General features: G+C 71.5%; 21 protein-coding genes. 11 read left to right on the forward strand and 10 right to left on the reverse strand.

Translation table 11 applies throughout. The annotated features are described in order from the left end of the window. Window positions 1-16: 16 nt before the first annotated feature. The 3 genes from ABZ714_RS13825 to ABZ714_RS13835 are packed head-to-tail and all read right to left on the reverse strand — an operon-like array spanning window position 17 to window position 607. A complete protein-coding gene (locus ABZ714_RS13825; RefSeq protein WP_358825405.1) occupies window positions 17-169 on the reverse strand; it encodes a hypothetical protein in 153 nt (50 codons plus the stop codon). Continuing rightward, on the reverse strand, window positions 166-411 hold the full coding sequence (locus tag ABZ714_RS13830) for a hypothetical protein (protein ID WP_358825406.1): 246 nt from the start codon (window positions 409-411) through the stop codon (window positions 166-168). Before ABZ714_RS13830 ends, ABZ714_RS13825 begins: the two co-directional genes overlap by 4 nt. After that, window positions 401-607, reverse strand: coding sequence for a hypothetical protein (locus ABZ714_RS13835; protein ID WP_358825407.1), 207 nt, complete (start codon window positions 605-607; stop codon window positions 401-403). The genes ABZ714_RS13830 and ABZ714_RS13835 overlap by 11 nt, the downstream gene beginning before the upstream one ends. A 105-nt stretch (window positions 608-712) precedes the next feature. Between ABZ714_RS13835 and ABZ714_RS13840 the strand changes: the two genes are divergently transcribed. The 4 genes from ABZ714_RS13840 to ABZ714_RS13855 are packed head-to-tail and all read left to right on the forward strand — an operon-like array spanning window position 713 to window position 2221. Beyond that, entirely contained in the window at window positions 713-1549 is an 837-nt protein-coding gene (locus ABZ714_RS13840) for a helix-turn-helix transcriptional regulator (RefSeq protein ID WP_358825408.1), read from the forward strand. Beyond that, entirely contained in the window at window positions 1546-1761 is a 216-nt protein-coding gene (locus tag ABZ714_RS13845) for a DUF397 domain-containing protein (protein WP_358825409.1), read from the forward strand. Before ABZ714_RS13840 ends, ABZ714_RS13845 begins: the two co-directional genes overlap by 4 nt. Before the next feature lie 50 nt (window positions 1762-1811). After that, the gene (locus ABZ714_RS13850; protein WP_358825452.1) at window positions 1812-2018 is read left to right on the forward strand and encodes a DUF397 domain-containing protein; all 207 of its coding nucleotides are present in this window, start codon (window positions 1812-1814) and stop codon (window positions 2016-2018) included. Then, the gene (locus ABZ714_RS13855) at window positions 2015-2221 is read left to right on the forward strand and encodes a DUF397 domain-containing protein (RefSeq protein ID WP_358825410.1); all 207 of its coding nucleotides are present in this window, start codon (window positions 2015-2017) and stop codon (window positions 2219-2221) included. Before ABZ714_RS13850 ends, ABZ714_RS13855 begins: the two co-directional genes overlap by 4 nt. A 3-nt stretch (window positions 2222-2224) precedes the next feature. On the opposite strand, the gene ABZ714_RS13860 is transcribed toward ABZ714_RS13855, so the two are convergent. The 3 genes from ABZ714_RS13860 to ABZ714_RS13870 form a co-directional block, all read right to left on the reverse strand. Next, a complete protein-coding gene (locus ABZ714_RS13860) occupies window positions 2225-3070 on the reverse strand; it encodes an alpha/beta fold hydrolase (RefSeq protein ID WP_358825411.1) in 846 nt (281 codons plus the stop codon). A 113-nt stretch (window positions 3071-3183) separates the two neighbouring features. Next, window positions 3184-4677, reverse strand: coding sequence for an MFS transporter (locus tag ABZ714_RS13865; RefSeq protein ID WP_358825412.1), 1494 nt, complete (start codon window positions 4675-4677; stop codon window positions 3184-3186). A 158-nt stretch (window positions 4678-4835) separates the two neighbouring features. Further along, a complete protein-coding gene (locus ABZ714_RS13870; RefSeq protein WP_358825413.1) occupies window positions 4836-5297 on the reverse strand; it encodes an SRPBCC domain-containing protein in 462 nt (153 codons plus the stop codon). A gap of 137 nt (window positions 5298-5434) precedes the next feature. Here ABZ714_RS13870 and ABZ714_RS13875 point away from each other — a divergent pair, with 137 nt between their 5' ends. Together ABZ714_RS13875 and ABZ714_RS13880 are read left to right on the forward strand one after the other, a co-directional pair. Then, window positions 5435-5758, forward strand: coding sequence for a nuclear transport factor 2 family protein (locus ABZ714_RS13875; protein ID WP_358825414.1), 324 nt, complete (start codon window positions 5435-5437; stop codon window positions 5756-5758). A gap of 70 nt (window positions 5759-5828) precedes the next feature. After that, window positions 5829-7160, forward strand: a complete 1332-nt coding sequence (locus ABZ714_RS13880; protein ID WP_358825415.1) for a hypothetical protein — start codon at window positions 5829-5831, stop codon at window positions 7158-7160. 265 nt (window positions 7161-7425) lie between these two features. Here the strand turns inward: ABZ714_RS13880 and ABZ714_RS13885 are convergent, their stop codons facing one another. Beyond that, complete coding sequence (locus ABZ714_RS13885) at window positions 7426-8622, reverse strand: hypothetical protein (protein ID WP_358825416.1); 1197 nt, start codon at window positions 8620-8622, stop codon at window positions 7426-7428. 115 nt (window positions 8623-8737) lie between these two features. Beyond that, on the reverse strand, window positions 8738-9790 hold the full coding sequence (locus ABZ714_RS13890; protein WP_358825417.1) for a WYL domain-containing protein: 1053 nt from the start codon (window positions 9788-9790) through the stop codon (window positions 8738-8740). A gap of 149 nt (window positions 9791-9939) precedes the next feature. Between ABZ714_RS13890 and ABZ714_RS13895 the strand changes: the two genes are divergently transcribed. The 3 genes from ABZ714_RS13895 to ABZ714_RS13905 all read left to right on the forward strand — a co-directional run bounded on the left by ABZ714_RS13895 (window position 9940) and on the right by ABZ714_RS13905 (window position 12281). Next, window positions 9940-10335: a RidA family protein gene (locus ABZ714_RS13895; protein ID WP_358825453.1), complete on the forward strand. Its 396-nt coding sequence runs from the start codon at window positions 9940-9942 to the stop codon at window positions 10333-10335. A gap of 487 nt (window positions 10336-10822) precedes the next feature. Continuing rightward, window positions 10823-11431 carry an ATP-binding protein gene (locus ABZ714_RS13900; protein WP_358825418.1) on the forward strand — a complete coding sequence of 203 codons (609 nt, stop codon included), beginning with the start codon at window positions 10823-10825 and terminating at the stop codon, window positions 11429-11431. 454 nt (window positions 11432-11885) lie between these two features. Then, on the forward strand, window positions 11886-12281 hold the full coding sequence (locus ABZ714_RS13905; RefSeq protein WP_358825419.1) for a hypothetical protein: 396 nt from the start codon (window positions 11886-11888) through the stop codon (window positions 12279-12281). Between the two features lie 267 nt (window positions 12282-12548). Here ABZ714_RS13905 and ABZ714_RS13910 read toward each other — a convergent pair whose 3' ends face one another. Then, on the reverse strand, window positions 12549-13151 hold the full coding sequence (locus ABZ714_RS13910) for an XRE family transcriptional regulator (RefSeq protein WP_358825420.1): 603 nt from the start codon (window positions 13149-13151) through the stop codon (window positions 12549-12551). Between the two features lie 88 nt (window positions 13152-13239). Between ABZ714_RS13910 and ABZ714_RS13915 the strand changes: the two genes are divergently transcribed. Both ABZ714_RS13915 and ABZ714_RS13920 read left to right on the forward strand, forming a co-directional pair. Beyond that, complete coding sequence (locus tag ABZ714_RS13915; RefSeq protein ID WP_358825421.1) at window positions 13240-13866, forward strand: methyltransferase domain-containing protein; 627 nt, start codon at window positions 13240-13242, stop codon at window positions 13864-13866. Next, window positions 13866-14366 carry a DinB family protein gene (locus tag ABZ714_RS13920; RefSeq protein WP_358825422.1) on the forward strand — a complete coding sequence of 167 codons (501 nt, stop codon included), beginning with the start codon at window positions 13866-13868 and terminating at the stop codon, window positions 14364-14366. The genes ABZ714_RS13915 and ABZ714_RS13920 overlap by 1 nt, the downstream gene beginning before the upstream one ends. Window positions 14367-14811: 445 nt before the next feature. Here the strand turns inward: ABZ714_RS13920 and ABZ714_RS13925 are convergent, their stop codons facing one another. Continuing rightward, entirely contained in the window at window positions 14812-15846 is a 1035-nt protein-coding gene (locus tag ABZ714_RS13925; RefSeq protein WP_358825423.1) for a helix-turn-helix domain-containing protein, read from the reverse strand. Between the last annotated feature and the right edge of the window lie 7 nt (window positions 15847-15853).

Below are 15853 nucleotides of genomic sequence, written 5' to 3' on the forward strand. Positions count from 1 at the left end.
GAGTTCATCGTGCGGGTCAGTCCCGGGGGCGGTGGTGTTCGGCGTCCCGGTGGCGTTGGAGGAGTACGCGGCAGTCGACGGCCAGGGATTGATCCCCTGCGGCCTTCGCCTCCCGCTCCTGTCCGATCAGCTCACGGCACCGGGAGCACCCGGCGGGTTCGCCGGTCATCCGAGGTCTCCTTTGCTGGAGCGCTCGTTGGCCTCGGAGACCGCTTCGGCCAGCAGTTCGGCGGTGGTGACCGGGCGGAGGTCGGCGGCGGGGACGTCCCATTCGATGCCGCCGCCGATGGGCCGGAGCCAGTAACGGCCGTACGTACGGTCCATGATCCGGCCGACCTTGTCCCGAGACGCGTCCCGCGCGTTCCCGCCGATCTGGGGGGTCCAGTCGGGGGTGTTGTTGTCAGTGCGCATGGGTCCGTCCCCTCCGCAGCCGGGCCGTCTCGTTCTGTACGAGCCGCCGCAGGGCGGCCAGGACCGTGATCAGGGTGTCCCGGTCACGGGCGTATCCGGTACGGGGTACCCAGTCCGGCGCGAGCCCCCAGTAACCGCCCGCGACGAGCAGTGAGTTGAGCTGAGACTGAAGCGTTGAGCCGTGGACTGCGGGCATGGCCGCTCCTTTCTGTAGCGTTTCCACTACACGGAGCATCAGAGTCCCCTAGGGTTGAACCACCTTCAACGTGTCGCAAATGGAGGAAGGGGCGGTCGTTGCCTTATGAACCGCAAGGAACTCAACCCTGGTAGGAGCCCGCAGGCGGCTTTCGGTGCGCGGTTACGCAGCACCCGAGAGGCCCGTAGCTGGACACAGGAGGACCTGGCCGAACGGACTGGTTACTCCAGCAAACATATCTCGGCAGCCGAAACTGGTCGAAAGCCGCCGACCCTCCGGTTTTCGCGGAATCTCGATCTGGCGTTCGGATTCGAAGGTACGTCCGAGGCATTCGAACGTGCGTACCGCGAGCTGCGGAACGGTGTACTGCTGGAAGGGTTTCCAGAGTACGTCGAATACGAGGCGCAGGCGGTTGAAATCCGCTTGTACCAGATCGGCATCATCCCGGGCTTGCTGCAGACCCCGGAGTACGCCCAGGTGCTGGCAGACGCGGCCGTCCAACGAGGCGCTATCGAGTCAGAGCTGGCTGAGGAGCGAGTCGCGTTCGTGGCGCAGCGCCAGCACGCTATCGCCCGCCCTCGGGGGCCCATCGTGATCGTGGTCCTGGACGAGAGCTGTATCCGTCGCTTGGTTGGTGGCCGGAAGGTCATGGAGGGGCAGCTCGATAAGTTGATCGAGTTCGCCGAGCGCCCGAACACCGTGCTCCAGATCGCTCCGTTCGCGATAGGAGAGCGCCGAGCCATCAATCTTCCGGTCAACTTGCTCACGATGGCGGATCGGTCGCTGATGGCCTACGCCGAGTCTCAGATGCAAGGCCACTTCGACCGCCATATCCCGTCCGTGGTACCTCAGTTGACGGCCTACCATCAGCTACAGGCCGTTTCCGCCTCCCAAGCGGAGTCCGTGGCCATGATCCACGAGCTACGAAAGGGCACCCCGTGACGACCACGACCGAATCCCCCCTGTGGTTCACGTCCTCCTACAGCGATAACGGCGGCGATTGCGTCGAGGTCGCCGCCAACCTGGTCATATCCCGTGGCGTCGTCCCCGTCCGGGACTCCAAGAACCCCACGGGCCCGGCCCTCGCCCTCCCTGCGCAGGCGTTTTCGGCCTTCGTCACGGGCGTGAAGTCCGGTGACTTCAAGGCCGTCTGAGGCCGCCGTACGCTGGGCCGGGTAGCTCCTTGACCGCTGCGGAAGGGGTCATCGTGACCGAGCCCGAGTTCTTCACGTCCTCCTACAGCGACAACGGCGGCGTCTGCGTCGAGGTCGCCGTCAACCTGGCCCATGCGTACGACATCGTGCCCGTCCGGGACTCCAAACTCCCGGACGGGCCCACCCTGAACCTCTCCACCAGCGCCTTCACGACCTTCCTCGTGGGCGTCAAGTCCGCCGATCAGGTGCCGCGATGACGGGCGTCCCGAGCTGGTCCAAGTCCTCGTACAGCAACAACGGTGGCAACTGCGTCGAGGTGGACGCCAATCTGGTCGCCCCCGGCGGCGCCGTGTCCGTACGGGACTCCAAGGTTCCGGACGGGCCCGTGCTCGCCGTGCCCGTCGAGGCGTTCTCCGCCTTCGTCGGGGGTGTGAAGTCGGGCGGCCTCGACGCGGTCTGAGAGTTACACCGAGCCCACGGCCGCCGCGATCGCTCCGGCGAGCGCGGCGGGCTGGGACAGGAACGGAGAGTGCGAGCAGTCCAGCTCCGTGACCGTCGTCGGCGCGGTCGACACGGCGTCGATGTCCCGGACGAAGCGGCGCTGGAGCGCCACGGGTATCGCGTTGTCGCGGGCGCAGACCACATAGGAGTGCGGCACGCTGCCGTAACGCTCCCTGGTGACCGTCAGCCGCTCGCCGGGGATACCCCTGGGCGCGTCCGTGGTCAGCAGGGCGATCGTCGCGTCCACCGTAGGGTCGTCGACGTCGTGGTAGAAGGCTTCCTTCACTTCGGCGCGCCGCGTCGCGTCACCGGGGTCGATCCGGGCCGCGCGCAGGGTCTGCGGGTCGCCCACGATCAGCCGGCCGACCTTCTCGCCCGCGTTCTCCGGCAAGGTGGCGTAGTAAGAGGCTGGTTGCCCGCCGACCGGGGCGATCGCCGTGACATAGACGATTCCGGCGACGAGTTCGGGGGCGCGTTCCGCGACGGCGGTGGCGACGACCCCGCCCATGCTGTGGGCGGCCAGGACGCAGGGGCGGCCGGCGCCTATCGCCCGTATCTGCTCGATGAGGAGCGCAGCCGCCGACGACGCGGTGACATGCGCGACCGGCGACGGCGCGGTGGCGAAAGCGGCCGCGTCGAACGGCCGGGACCAGCGGGCGCTGGGCGATGGGCCGCGCAAGCCATGGCCTTCGAGATCGACCGCGACCGACGAGATGCCCCGGGCGGCCAGGCGCTCGGTGACCGGGCTCCAGCACCAGCTTCCGTGCCACGAACCGTGCAGCAGGACGACAGGCAGGGAGTTGCTCATACGTTCCTCTTACGTTGCGGGGGCGGGCAGTTGCCTTCGCAGCGTAAGCAGGCGGCAAGCGATCACGCGGTGGTACGAACGGCTGTTCTCGGCCGTTTCCGGACCGGGCCCGCTCAGTGCGCGGACGTCGCCGTGAAGCCGCGCGGGACCAGCGCCGCCACCAGGATCGTGACCGTGCCGACGATGCCGACCGACACCCATGACGTCGTCGTCAGCGCCGAGTCGAACGCCGCGCGGGCCGCCGCCAGTACCGCCGGGTCGCCCAGCTCGGCCGCCTCGCCGATGGAGTCGCGGGCCTTCGCGGGCCGGCCCGTCATATGGGCCGCGTACGCCGCCGCGTGGACCGAGCCGAGGAACGCGACGCCGAGGCCGACGCCGAGTTCGTACGAGGTCTCGGAGACGGCGCCCGCCTGACCCGCTCGCTCGGCGGGGACGGCGGAGACCAGGACGGCGGCGGCCGTGGTGATGGCGATGCCCTCGCCGAGGCCCATGGCGACGAAGATGACGGCGACGTACGGATAGGTCGTCGGCTCCGGGGAGAGCGCGAGGATCAGGAATCCGGCGGTGATCAAGGCGAGGCCGGAGGTCATCGTGGCCCGGACGCCCGCGTGCCGCATCAGCCACGGCGCCGACAGCGACCCGAGGAGTCCCGCGAGGGCGACGGGCAGGGTGCGCAGGCCCGCTTCGGACGGGGAGTAGCCGTGGACGTACTGCATCCACAGCGACAGCAGGAAGAGCGCCGCCCCGATCGCGAGCATCGCCATCAGGGTGGCGAGGGCGGCGGCGGTGAAAGCGGGCCGCCGGAAGAGACGTACGTCCAGCAGCGGATCGGCGAGGCCGAGCTGGCGGCGGGTGAAGAGGGCGATCAGGACGAGCCCGGCGGCCAGGGTCAGCAGGCCGCCGATCTCGGGGCCGTTCTTGGCGAGGTTCTTGATGCCCCAGGCGAGGGCGATGATCCCGGCGACCGAGAGCGCCGCGCCCGCCCAGTCCAGCGGGCCGTGGCCCGCGTCCTTGAACTCGGGCAGCAGGAAGACGCCCGCGATCACGGTGACCACGACGACGGGGACGTTCAGCCAGAACGCGGCCGACCAGTCGTACTTCTCGACCAGGACCCCGCCGACCAGGGGGCCGATCGCGGCGCCCGCGCCCGCGACGGCCGCCCAGACGCCGATCGCGAGGGTCCGCTCGCGGGGGTCGTGGAAGATATTGCGGATCAGGGAGAGCGTGGACGGCATCACCATCGCGCCGCCGATGCCGAGCAGTACGCGCCCGGCGATGAGCTGCGCCGACGAGTCCGCCGTGGCGGCCAGCACCGACGCCACGCCGAAGAGGACGAACCCGGCGAGGAAGAGCCGCTTTCGGCCGTAGCGGTCGCCGATCCCGCCGGTGGTGACCAGCAGGCCGCCGAGGACCAGCCCGTAGATGTCGATGATCCAGAGCTGCTGGAGGGCGTCCGGCTGGAGATCCTCGATCAGGGACGGCAGGGCGACATTGAGGATCGTGGCGTCCATGGCGACCAGCAGCAGGCTGGAGCAGAGGACCGCGAGCATGGTCCAGCGCCGCCCGCGCCCGGGTCCCCGTACCGCGTCGTCGTTCGTGTCGTGCACCTTGATACGCCCCTCGATCCCGATCGCGGTCGCGGTACCGGTCCCGGTTCGTCGGGTCCGACGGGTGCAGACTGCCGGGTACGGGCGGGCCGGGGCGCGCGGCGCCGCGCCGGGTACGCCGAACGGCGCAGCGGGCTCGCGGCGGGCGGCCCGGCCGCCTACCGCTCGACGAACGCCGCGAGGTTCGAGAGGGAGGAGGCCAGACCCTCGGCGTGGTCGGCGGCGGAGACGCCGTCGGGGACTCCCTCGGCGACGATGTCGACCCGGGTTCCCTCCTCCACGGCCGTGACGGCCCAGGTCATGGTCATCGTGCCCGCGAAGGCGGGGTCGTCGGAGACGAAGTCGACCGCCTGGACGACCCGTACGCCCGGGACGACGTCGACGAACCGGCCCTCGACCACATCCGTGCCGGGGGTGGCCTTGCCGGGCGCGCCGGACGCGTCCGGATAGGTGAGGACCAGGCGGTACGAGCCGCCCGGCCGGGCGTCGAAGTGGTCGAAGCGGCCGGTCATCCCCGCCGGGGGCAGCCAGGCGGTGAGGGCGTCGCGGTCGACGAGGGCGGCCCAGACGCGGGCGGGCGGGGCGGTGATCAGCCGGGATGCGCGGTCCGTACGGGGCATGGCCGGGACCCTAACAGGGCGGTCGCCGCCCGGGTGGCGGCGAGCGGTGGCGCGGGGCGGCGGTGTGCGGTGTGCTGGCGGGCGGGGGCGGATCCGCAGCCGTAGCCCTGGCTCTGGCCCTGGCCCCTGGAGAGATCATGACGATCGCCCTCGACAAGCTCACCGAACCGGCCGTACGCGCCTTCGTCCGCGCGCTCAACGCCGGGGACCGCGAAGCCTTCGCCGCCGCCCTGGCGCCCGGGGCCACCATGTCGGACGACGGTTCGGACCGGGACGTCGGGGACTGGACCGAGCGGGAGATCTTCACCTCCGGCGGCCATATGGACATCCAGAAGCAGACCCACGACGGGCTCGGCCTGGTCGCCGACTACCGCAACGACACCTGGGGCGAGATGCGTACGGCCTGGCGGTTCACCGTCGACGGCGGGAAGATCAGCCGCTTCGAGACGGGGCAGGCGTGAGGGCCCGGGCGGGAACGGGGGCGCGGGCGGGTGTGAGGGCCCGTACCGTCGCCGCCGGGAGCCCGGTCTCATGAGCGAGCCGCTCCGGAAAGCCGCCGAGCCGCCCCGGGAAGCCGCCGAGCCGTCCGCGCGGCCGTGGGACCGGTGGCCGATGACCGTGGCGACCGCCGCCGGACTGGCCGTGGCCGCCGTCCTGCTCCTGTGGATCGGCCGGGCGGACGTCCTGGGGGCGCCGACCTTCGCCGGTCGGCTCACCGGACTTCTCTTCGTCCTCTTCGGAGTGCTGGCGGCGGCGGGGACGGTGGCGTCCTTCGACTACTGGGACAGGCGGAGATTCCGCTACTCGGGCCCGATCGTCCTGGCCGGGGTGCTCAGCGCGTTCATCACGACCAGCCTGCTCTGTCTCCTCTGGCTTCCGAGGACGGAGTTCACCCCCCACTCCTTCGTCTTCATCCCCCTGTGGTTCTGGTCGCTCTGGGCGCTGTGGCTGCTCGGCCGCCACCGGGCCTGGGAGGGCATCCGGCACCCCAAGGGCTTCACCGCCGGTCTGACCGTCACCGCCCTGGCGACGGCGGTCAATCTGGGGTACACGACCGTCTACCAGCCGCATTTCGCGCCGGTGGCCCTCGCGGTGGACACCGCGTTCGGTACCCCCGTGGCGGATCCGGTGAAGCCCGTGATCCACCTGCCGCTGACCATCACCGTCCGGAACCCGGGTACGGTCCCCGCCTACGCGCTCGAGACCAGATACCGGGTCCTGGGCCGGACGAGCGACTTCCACTCCGATCTCCGCTCGGAGAGCCCGGAGGAGTGGCAGAGCGATCTGTCGACGACCACCGAGCGCGAGGGCTATGCCGACAGAGCCGAGTTCTACAGTGTGAACTCGGGTTCGTTCATCCCGGCCGGGGAAACGCTCCAGCCCAAGGAGAAGCGGGTCAAGGAGACGGTGGTCCAGATCTCCAGGGACGCGGATTTCAACGAGATCGTCGCCCTGGCGGAAGTGTCCCTCCTGCGCCACGACCGCGGACGGCTCGGCAGCGGCTTCTCAACCGCCCAGGCCTCATGGGCGCAGGCCGAGGGCGAGAAGGACCTGGTCGCCTGCGGCCAATGCCAGTACTTCGCGCACTACGGGACGCTGTCCCCCGCCACCTATGTCGCCGCGGTGACCCGGCACCAGCGGTATCTCACCACCTGGATCGAGCTGGACGACACCGACCAGGAGAGCCTGCGTTTCCGGATCTCCCAGGTCTCCCGGAGTTCCCAGAAGGACCTTCCGGTGGGAGGGGAGGACCTGGCGAAGCACAACATCGTGACCGCTTCGACCCGCGAGTCCGCCATCCCCTTCGCCGCCCTGCTGGCCGCCGAGTCCGGATCCGAGTCCGGGTCCGGCGCTACGGGGTGACCCGGGCCCGGGGTCTCGTACCCCGGCGGCGGTGCGTCCCGCCCCGGTCATGGGATAAGATCATCGTGTTGAGCCGGTCACCGGAACTCCCGGTAACCAGCCGCGCGTTGGTGGTCCAAGGAAAGGCGCCCCACTTCCTGTGGGGAGATGCAGGTGCAAGGCCTGCCCAGCGCTCTTGATGAGGGTGCCGCTTCGCTTCCGCGAAGCGGCACCCTCTTTTTGCCGGGCCCGGGCCCCGGGCCGTCATCTCCGGGCGTCGGAAGAATCAGAAGAAGCTGCGGACGAAGACGTCCGACTTGCCGTTGGTGTCACCGGGCACGATGTCGGTCGCCGTCGAGTGGAAGACCACGTCCCGGCCACCCGCACTGACCGCGTCCGTCCGGGCCGTCGCGGGCTGGGCCGACACGACGTCGTCGGTACCGGTCCGCAGATCGCGCAGGGTCAGCGACGGGGTGTTCGGGGCGTGTGCCGTGTACAGCAGATAGCGGCCCGTCGGATCGATGGCCACGCCCTTCACCCCGGCGACCAGTTGGGACGTGGCCGTACGTACGTCGTAGACGTAGGTGTCCGCGCCCGACAAGTAGACGACCTTGCCGCCGCCGTCGCTGATCTGGACGACCGTCGCCGGCTGGGACGCGCCCTCGATCGGGCCCGTGGTCGTACCGGCGGTCCGGTCGCGGAGGAAGACATCGCCCGCCTGGGCGTCCTGATAGGCGACATAGCGGCCGTCGCCGCTGATGGACGGCAGGGAGTACTGGGTGTGGCCGAAGGTGGCGACGGTCGTCGTGGTGTACCCGTCCTGGACCTCGACGCGCTGGCTCGGCGTCGGGGTATGGGCATAGGTGACCAGGGCGATGGAGTTCCCGTCGGCGTTGATCGACGCCTGGTTGCAGCTCCAGGCCGCGCAGTTCGAGGCGATCGAGGCGCCGGTGCTCACCTGGAACTGGCGGAGCCGGACATTGCGCATCCACTGCACCGGATAGGCGGCGTACTCCCCGTCGCCGCTGATCACCGGCGGCTGGAGCGGCGACAGGGTCCCCAGCCGCTGGGTCCGGCCGGGGCGCCGGTCGTGGACGAACGCCTGGTTGTCGCCGGTCGGCGCGTCGGCCGTGAGGTTGGTCGCCGACGAGGCGAAGACGATATGGCGGCCGTCGGGTGTGATCGAGGCGCCGGTGGAGTCGTTGTCGCCCTGGGTGCCGTCGGCGGCGACACTGATCCGGTCGACACCGGCCGTACTGACGGCGACGGCGCCCGCGCCGCCCGGTCCGGCCGCCCCGGGCCCCCGTACGGCGGTCGCTCCGTCGTTCGATCCGGCGGCAGGCCCACTGGCGGCAGCGGCGTTCGCGGCGGGCAGCGCCGAGGCCGCCCCCGGCAATAACGCCGTGACCGCGCAGATCACCACCACCGCACCCGTAGCCGCCCGGGCGCGCCGATGGGCGCCCCGGTTCGTGATTCCCCTCATTTTCTCCCCAGCCAGGTCTTTCCCCCGGTTATCTACCGGAGGACCCCCACATGCAACCGGTGACGGTGTCGTGGGGTCAATGCGTCATATGACGGATCGATCCGGGCGGCTTCGATCAGGAATTCTCATCCTCGGCGGGTCCGCCGATGCCACCGTCGGCGTAGCGGGCGGCGATCGCGGCGGCCCGGTCGCGCAGAGCCGTACGCAGCCACCGCGGGGAGAGCGCCTCGGTCTCCGCGGCGTACCGCCAGAGCGCCCATTCGGCGTGCTCCCGGTCCTGGAAGGTCAGCTCCAGCAGCGGACGGCCGTCCGGGCCCGGCTCCTCGGCGCGTACGGCGAGTGCCGTGGCCGCCAGTTCGTCGCGGCGCGCCGGATCGACCCGTACCCGGACGGCGATCTGCCGCCCGCCACCGGTCCGGAACCGGGTACCGCGATCCCGCCAGGTCTGCGCCAGATCGACCCGGTCCGGCCGGTCGGCGGGCGTGTCGGTCTCCTCGGCGGCCGACACCCGGTCCAGGCGGTAGGTGCGGTCGGCACCGGCCCTGGTGGCCAGCAGATAGCCCTGTCCGCGTACGGTGACCAGCCCGATCGGGTCCACCGTGCGCCACTCCGGGGCCCGGTCGGCGGCGACCGCGACCGGGCCCGCGGTGGCCGTTCCCCCGGCGGCGGGCGCGTACCGGATCCGCAGCTTGCGGCCGGTGAGCACGGCGCGCCGGATCTCGGCGAGCACACCGTCCGGTACGTCGTCGACGGTGGCCACCGGGCGGGAGAGGAGATCGGTCTCGGGGTCGACCAGCAGCCGCCGGGCCGCGTCGGACGAGGCCGCCCGGTAGTCGTCGGGCAGCGCGTCGACCACCTTGAGCATCGCGGACGCCAGCGCCGAGCCGAGCCCGAAGACCTGGGCGCCGCGCCGGGACCCGGCGACCAGCAGGGCCAGCGCCTCGTCATGGCTGAGCCCGGTCAGCTCGGTCCGGAAACCGGGCAGCAGGGCGAAGCCGCCGTTCCGGCCGCGTTCGGCGTAGACGGGGACGCCCGCCGACGACAGCGCCTCGATGTCGCGGAGCACGGTCCGGGTGGAGACCTCCAGCTCACGGGCGAGGGCGGCGGCCGGCATCCGCCCGCGTTGGCGCAGCAGCAGGACCAGGGAGACCAGCCGGTCGGCACGCATCCGGGAACCGTAGCCGAATACCTGACACAAGGTGTCACGTCAGTCCGGGAGTCTGGTCGTACGACCTGAAGGACGGGCGGCGGCCGCGACGGCGAACGGCGGACGCGGACGTACGCCCCGGGAAGCAAGGAGCCGAAATGACGGCGGAAGTGGTACGCGCGGCGGTCAACCCGGTGACATGGTCCGTGCCGATGGGCTTCAACCAGGGCGAGTTGGTCTCGGGCGGCACCCGCACCCTGTACGTCTCGGGCCAGGCCGCGACGAGCGCAGACGGCAAGCCGCTGCACGAAGGCGATATGGCGGCCCAGACGGCGCTCAGCCTGGACAACCTGGAGGCGGTACTCGCCGAGGCGGGCATGGACCTCACGCACCTCGTCCGTCTCAATGTCTATACGACGGACGTGGATCTGTTCTTCGAGCACTACGACGTCATGCTGTCCCGCCTGAACGCGGCGGGGGTGGCTCCGGCGTCCACCCTGCTCGGCGTGGACCGGCTGGCCCTCCCGGCCCTACTGGTCGAACTGGAGGGCACGGCGGTGTCCTGACGCGGTCGTGCGGGCGGGGTCCCGTCCGGTGCGCGGGTGGGACCCCGGCACGTCACAGGAGGTATCCGAACCACCGCGGCGCTATAGCACCATCCGGCGTCACGTTGCGTCGATATCGGGTTGTGTCCTTCGGATGACTCGTCACGGGCCGTCGTCGGCCGCTCACTCCGGTACGCTGCGTGAAATGCGAGTCGTACCGAGGCGTGACGGCCACGGTGGTGCCCCAGCGGCATCCCCGTGCCAGGTAATGCGCGCCGCTCACACCACGGGTGAGCGGGTCACGATCCCCTGTTCGACTCGCCGCGGCAGGTGTCGCACAGTGTGTACCCCGCGTCATCCTTCGCGCTGGAATATGCCCGAAGCGCTTGTTGCGGTGACTGTGCGTCAATCATGCTGTCCCGTAAGGGAGTCACGTTCCGTGACCCCGCCGGGAAAGACCCAGTCGAGGCGCGAGGCGTTGTGTCCGCCGGTTCGGATGGTGTGAGCGGTGCAGGTGCTCCAGGTTCAGTTGGAGGTCGGTCCCGATCCCGCGGAGGTGGGACGGGCCCGTAGGTGGGCGCGGTCCCGGCTCGTCGGATCCGGGATACGGCACGACGAGCCACTGGCGGAGACCCTGATCCTGCTGATCTCCGAACTGGTCACCAACGCGGTCGTCCACACCGGCTGTCCGGCCGTCCTGCGGATGCTCTTCGGGCTCGGCAAGGCCGAGGCGGGCACGGTCAGGGTCGAGGTCGCGGACCACTGCTCCCGGCCGCCCCGGCGGCGTACCGCCGAGGACGACGAGACCAACGGCCGCGGCCTGGAACTCGTCGACGGCCTCGCCGACCGGTGGGGCTGGCGGCAGGAGGGCAACGGCAAGGCCATCTGGTGCGAGGTCGACCGGGCCGTACCGCTCGGCGCCGCCTCCCGCCCCGGCGACACGCGCGGCGCGCGGCACGCCGCGGTCGTACGGGAGATCGCCGCCGCGGTATCGGCCGCCGGGGCGCGGGACGCCGGGCGCGAGGCCGTCGTCCGCGACGGCGCGCGCGGCGGGGCCGCGCGAACGGGCGCGACGGGCCTGGGCCTGGGTCTGGGGCTGGCGGCGGTTCGCCGCTGACGGACACGCGGGACGCGGGGGCGCCGACGGTCACATGCCGTCGGCGCCCGCGTCCTGTTGCGGGCCCGTCCGTGTGCCTCCGTACGGCCGTACGGCCCGGGTCGCGTGTCGCCGTCCACAGGCTGTGGACAACTTTTCCCGATTTCGGCCGGGAGAGGGGCGGCCTTCCCTCCCCCCCGGGGGGCCTCCCTGAGCTTCGAACCTTCCTGACCCGACCCGATCACTTAGTAATCGCCCGTGCCGGACACTTCGGCGAGGCGCGATTCCTCCGTAGCGAACCCGGTGTTTGGTGATAACGCCCCCGGGTATTCGCTCCTGTATTCCACCCGCTTTGCCATGGTGTCGGCGGAATCCAGGCCCGAGGCCTTTTCGGCCACGTTCCGATCCCTCATTGCCGATGGTCCCGAGCCGGGAATAGCGTCCCGAACCGTCGCCGTCGTCATCATCGAAAGGGATGGGTGAGCACCCCATGCTGAAGTCTTCTCCCCTGAAGCGCGCGGTCGTTGCCCCTGCGGTGGGCGCCCTGATGGCGGGCCTGTTCTCGCTCGGTGCCGCAGCCCCCGCATCTGCTCTGACCTCGGCTCCCGTTGCCGGTTCGGTGGGTGCCAAGGCGCATCCGACCGGCTGTTCGTACGGCATCAGCCACCGCTCGGGCTCCTGGGCCAGCTGTTCCAGCCACAACGGTGGCTCCTACCGGGCCATCACCATCTGCCAGGAGGAGCGAGGCACTCGCAAGAAGAATGTGAGCGCCACCACCTGGAAACAGAGCGGCATGTCCTACTCCTACTGCGGCGCGGGCTGGGTCCCGGATTCCGCGGGGATCGAGAGCTCGGCCTCCAACAAGTCCTGACCCCTCGAAAGTTCGAATCCCCGAGGATCCGAGAACGAAGCCATGCTCACGGTGGCTTCTGCCGGGCCATCGTCCAATGCGGGAAAGACGGTTCGGGGCCTGTCCGGGAGTTCGTCGGCAACTGGCCCCGGAGCGGCGTGTCTTACCGCGCGGCGGGCTACACCCCCGGCTCCCCGGGCGTCGAAAGCTCCTCCTGCGACAACAACTGCTCCCCCGCCTCCCCCCGGCGCCCCGTCGACCACCGGCGGGGCGTCGTGGCGTCGTGGGTCAGGTCTCGTTGTGGTGGGCGGGGGTGTGCGGGGTCGTGCGGAGGTGGGCGCGGGTGCCCTGAGGGCCGAAGAGGATGAGGAGTTCGACCGTCGCGCCGTCCCGGCTGCCCAGCCAGTGGGGGATCGAGGTGTCGAACTCCGCCGCCTCGCCCGCCGAGAGCGTCAGGTCGCGGTCGCCGACGACCAGGCGGAGCCGGCCGTTGAGTACGTAGAGCCATTCGACGCCCTCATGGGTCTGCGGGGTCGGCTCCAGGGGCTCCGGGCGGGCCGGGATGATCATTTTGAAGGCCTGGGTGCCGCCGGGGCGGCGGGACAGCGGGACGAAGACCATGCCGTAGCGGTGGACCGGCTTCAGATGGATCCGGGGATCCCCGGTGCGGGGCGCGCCGACTAGGTCGTCGAGGGGGACGTCGTAGGCGCGGGCCAGGGGGAGCAGCAGTTCCAGGGTCGCCCGGCGGCCGCCGCTCTCCAGGCGGGACAGGGTGCTCTCGGAGACCCCGGTCACCGTGGCCAGGTCGGCGAGGGTGATGCCGCGCGCCCGGCGCAGGGCGCGCAGCCGGGGGCCCACGGAGTCGAGGACGTCCACCGTTTCGGGGTCCATTCGGTCATCTTGCCAGAACGGCAAGATTCCGTGCCGGACGGCGTGGGCCGGTCGAGAGTGGGCCGTACCCCGACCCGAGGAGTCTTCGATGGGCAGTACCGATCCGGCCGCCTTCTGGGACGGCGTCTACGCCGACCGGCCCGCCGCCGCCGACCCCCGGCCGAACGTCCGGCTTGTGGAGCACGTCACGGGCCTGCCGCCCGGCGACGTACTCGATCTGGGCTGCGGCGAGGGCGGCGACGCGCTCTGGCTGGCCCGGCAGCGCTGGCGGGTGACCGCCGTCGACGTGTCGGACGTCGCGGTACGGCGCCTCGCCGGGCTCGCCGGGGCCCACGGGCTCGACCGGCTGATCACCGCCGAGCGGCACGATCTGGCCGCGACCTTTCCGAGTGGTGCGTACGACCTGGTCTCCGCGCAGTTCTTCCAGACCCCGCTCGCACTGGACCGGGCCGGAGTGCTGCGGACCGCCGCGTACGCGATCCGGCCCGGCGGAGTGCTGCTGGTCGTGGACCACGGGTCGGCCGCGCCCTGGTCGTGGAACCAGGACCCCGGGATCCACTACCCGACCCCGGGCGAGGTCCTCGGCGGGCTGGCCCTGGACCCGGCGGAGTGGACCGTCGAACGGGCCGATGTCCTCCGCCGGACCGCCACCGGCCCCGGCGGGGAGACCGCCGAGGTGGCCGATCACGTACTCGCCGTACGACGGGCCGTCTGATGCCGGGCCCCGGATCCACCCGGCGCCGCCGGGACACCCCGCCGCCCCGGACCGGCGGTACCGAGACCCAGGTGCTTCGCGGATTCCTCGACTATCTGCGCGACTCCGTCGCCGCGAAGGTCGAGGGCGCCCCCGAACCCGGGGTCCGTACCGCCGCGGTGCCGTCCGGGACCCAACTGCTCGGACTGCTGAACCATCTCACCCACGTCGAGCGCGCCACCTTCCTCGGCGACCGGGTCGAGGACTGGCCGGCCACTTTCCGGGCCGACCCCGGCGACGGCGTGGCCGAGGTCGTGGAGCGCTACCGGGCCGCCGTCGCGGCGGCGAACGAGGTACTCGACGGTTGTCCGGACCTCGCGGCGCCCGTACCCCGGCCCCGGCCGAACGTGACGGCGCCCACCGTCCGCTGGGCCCTGGTCCATCTGATCGAGGAGACCGGTCGGCACGCCGGTCACGCCGACATCCTCCGTGAACTGCTGGACGGTACGACGGGGCGCTGACGGGCTGTACCCGGGCCGCGCCTCGTCGTACCGTCCGGGGGGCGGGTGTTGTCGGGCGACCGCGCGCCGTCTGTGGCTTGTCGCGCAGTTCCGCCCCCTATGCCTTCGGCGATGGGGCCCCAGCGCCTTGGCCCTCCGGGGCGCCGCCCCGAACCCGGGTCTCGCCAGGCGAGCTGATGTCGTCGGCGGCCCGCGGCCCGTCTGTGGCTTGTCGCGCAGTTCCCCGCGCCCCTAAACGCTCTTCCTCGCGTCGTCCCTGAAAGGGGGCCGCCCTTGGGCAGGGGCCCGTCTCTCTCCGAGGGCGGCGAGAAAGGCACCCCAGGGGCGCGGGGAACTGCTCGACCAGCCACCCACGGTCTGCGGACCGCGAACAAGACCAGGCTGCCGGGCGCGGCCCGGGTCGTGGCGCTCGCCCGGAGGGCCCAGGCGCTGCGGCCGGACCGCGTCAGATGGCGACGCCCTCGCCGCGGAACGTGCGGCGGTACGCCGTCGGGGAGACCCCCAGCGCCGACTGGAGATGCGCTCGCATCGACTGGGCCGTGCCGAAGCCCGCGTCCCCGGCCACCTGGTCCATGGGGAGTTCGGTGGACTCCAGGAGCTGGCGGGCGCGTTCGACGCGCTGGGCCGTGAGCCACTGGCCGGGGCTGACGCCGACCTCCTCGCGGAAGCGGCGGGTGAAGGTGCGGACGCTCATCGACTCGCGGTCCGCCAGGTCGCGGAGGCGGATCGGTTCATGGAGGCGGGTCAGGGCCCAGGCGCGGGCCGCCGATGTGCCGTGGGCCCGGTCGTCGGGGACCGGGCGGTGGACGTACTGGGCCTGGCCGCCGTCGCGGTGCGGCGGGACGACACTGCGGCGGGCCGTGTCGTTGGCGACGGCCGCGCCGTGGTCCCGGCGGACGATATGGACGCAGAGGTCGATGCCCGCGGCGACCCCCGCCGAGGTGAGGACGTCGCCGTCGTCCACGTACAGCACGTCCGGATCCAGCCGGACCGAGGGGAAGAGGCGCCGGAAGTGGTCCGCCCACCACCAGTGCGTGGTGGCCGGGCGGCCGTCGAGGAGGCCCGCGGCGGCCAGGAAGAAGCTGCCGGTGCAGATGGACGCGATCCGGGTGCCGGGCCGGATCCGGGCGAAGACGTCCCGCAGTTCGTCCGGCAGCCGGCCGTCCCGGTAGACCTCCGACGGTTTGTACGCGGCCGGGACGATCACCGTGTCGGCCTGCTCCAACTCCTCGGGGCCCCGCTCGACATGGACGTCGAAGTCGCCGTTGGCCGGGACCCGGCCCGGTACGGGCGTACAGCTCACGACCTCGTACAAAGGCTCGCCCGACGGGCCGTGGGCCCGGCCGAAGATCCGGGGCGGGATGGACAGCTCGAACGGGATGACATCGGGCAGGGCGAGGACGACCACCCGGTGCCTGCCCGGGGCCGGGGTGCCGGGCTCCGGAGTGCCGGGCGCGCCCGGGGTCGCGACATCCGTCATGGCCCGA

This window comes from Streptomyces sp. NPDC006798 (assembly GCF_040635975.1).
GTDB lineage: Bacteria > Actinomycetota > Actinomycetes > Streptomycetales > Streptomycetaceae > Streptomyces.

Coding starts and splice junctions, on each gene's coding strand:
- ABZ714_RS13825 (WP_358825405.1), bottom strand. CDS start 169: ATGACCGGCGAACCCGCCGGGTGCTCCCGGTGCCGTGAGCTGATCGGA.
- ABZ714_RS13830 (WP_358825406.1), bottom strand. CDS start 411: ATGCGCACTGACAACAACACCCCCGACTGGACCCCCCAGATCGGCGGG.
- ABZ714_RS13835 (WP_358825407.1), bottom strand. CDS start 607: ATGCCCGCAGTCCACGGCTCAACGCTTCAGTCTCAGCTCAACTCACTG.
- ABZ714_RS13840 (WP_358825408.1), top strand. CDS start 713: ATGAACCGCAAGGAACTCAACCCTGGTAGGAGCCCGCAGGCGGCTTTC.
- ABZ714_RS13855 (WP_358825410.1), top strand. CDS start 2,015: ATGACGGGCGTCCCGAGCTGGTCCAAGTCCTCGTACAGCAACAACGGT.
- ABZ714_RS13860 (WP_358825411.1), bottom strand. CDS start 3,070: ATGAGCAACTCCCTGCCTGTCGTCCTGCTGCACGGTTCGTGGCACGGA.
- ABZ714_RS13870 (WP_358825413.1), bottom strand. CDS start 5,297: ATGCCCCGTACGGACCGCGCATCCCGGCTGATCACCGCCCCGCCCGCC.
- ABZ714_RS13875 (WP_358825414.1), top strand. CDS start 5,435: ATGACGATCGCCCTCGACAAGCTCACCGAACCGGCCGTACGCGCCTTC.
- ABZ714_RS13880 (WP_358825415.1), top strand. CDS start 5,829: ATGAGCGAGCCGCTCCGGAAAGCCGCCGAGCCGCCCCGGGAAGCCGCC.
- ABZ714_RS13885 (WP_358825416.1), bottom strand. CDS start 8,622: ATGAGGGGAATCACGAACCGGGGCGCCCATCGGCGCGCCCGGGCGGCT.
- ABZ714_RS13890 (WP_358825417.1), bottom strand. CDS start 9,790: ATGCGTGCCGACCGGCTGGTCTCCCTGGTCCTGCTGCTGCGCCAACGC.
- ABZ714_RS13905 (WP_358825419.1), top strand. CDS start 11,886: ATGGGTGAGCACCCCATGCTGAAGTCTTCTCCCCTGAAGCGCGCGGTC.
- ABZ714_RS13910 (WP_358825420.1), bottom strand. CDS start 13,151: ATGGACCCCGAAACGGTGGACGTCCTCGACTCCGTGGGCCCCCGGCTG.
- ABZ714_RS13915 (WP_358825421.1), top strand. CDS start 13,240: ATGGGCAGTACCGATCCGGCCGCCTTCTGGGACGGCGTCTACGCCGAC.
- ABZ714_RS13920 (WP_358825422.1), top strand. CDS start 13,866: ATGCCGGGCCCCGGATCCACCCGGCGCCGCCGGGACACCCCGCCGCCC.
- ABZ714_RS13925 (WP_358825423.1), bottom strand. CDS start 15,846: ATGACGGATGTCGCGACCCCGGGCGCGCCCGGCACTCCGGAGCCCGGC.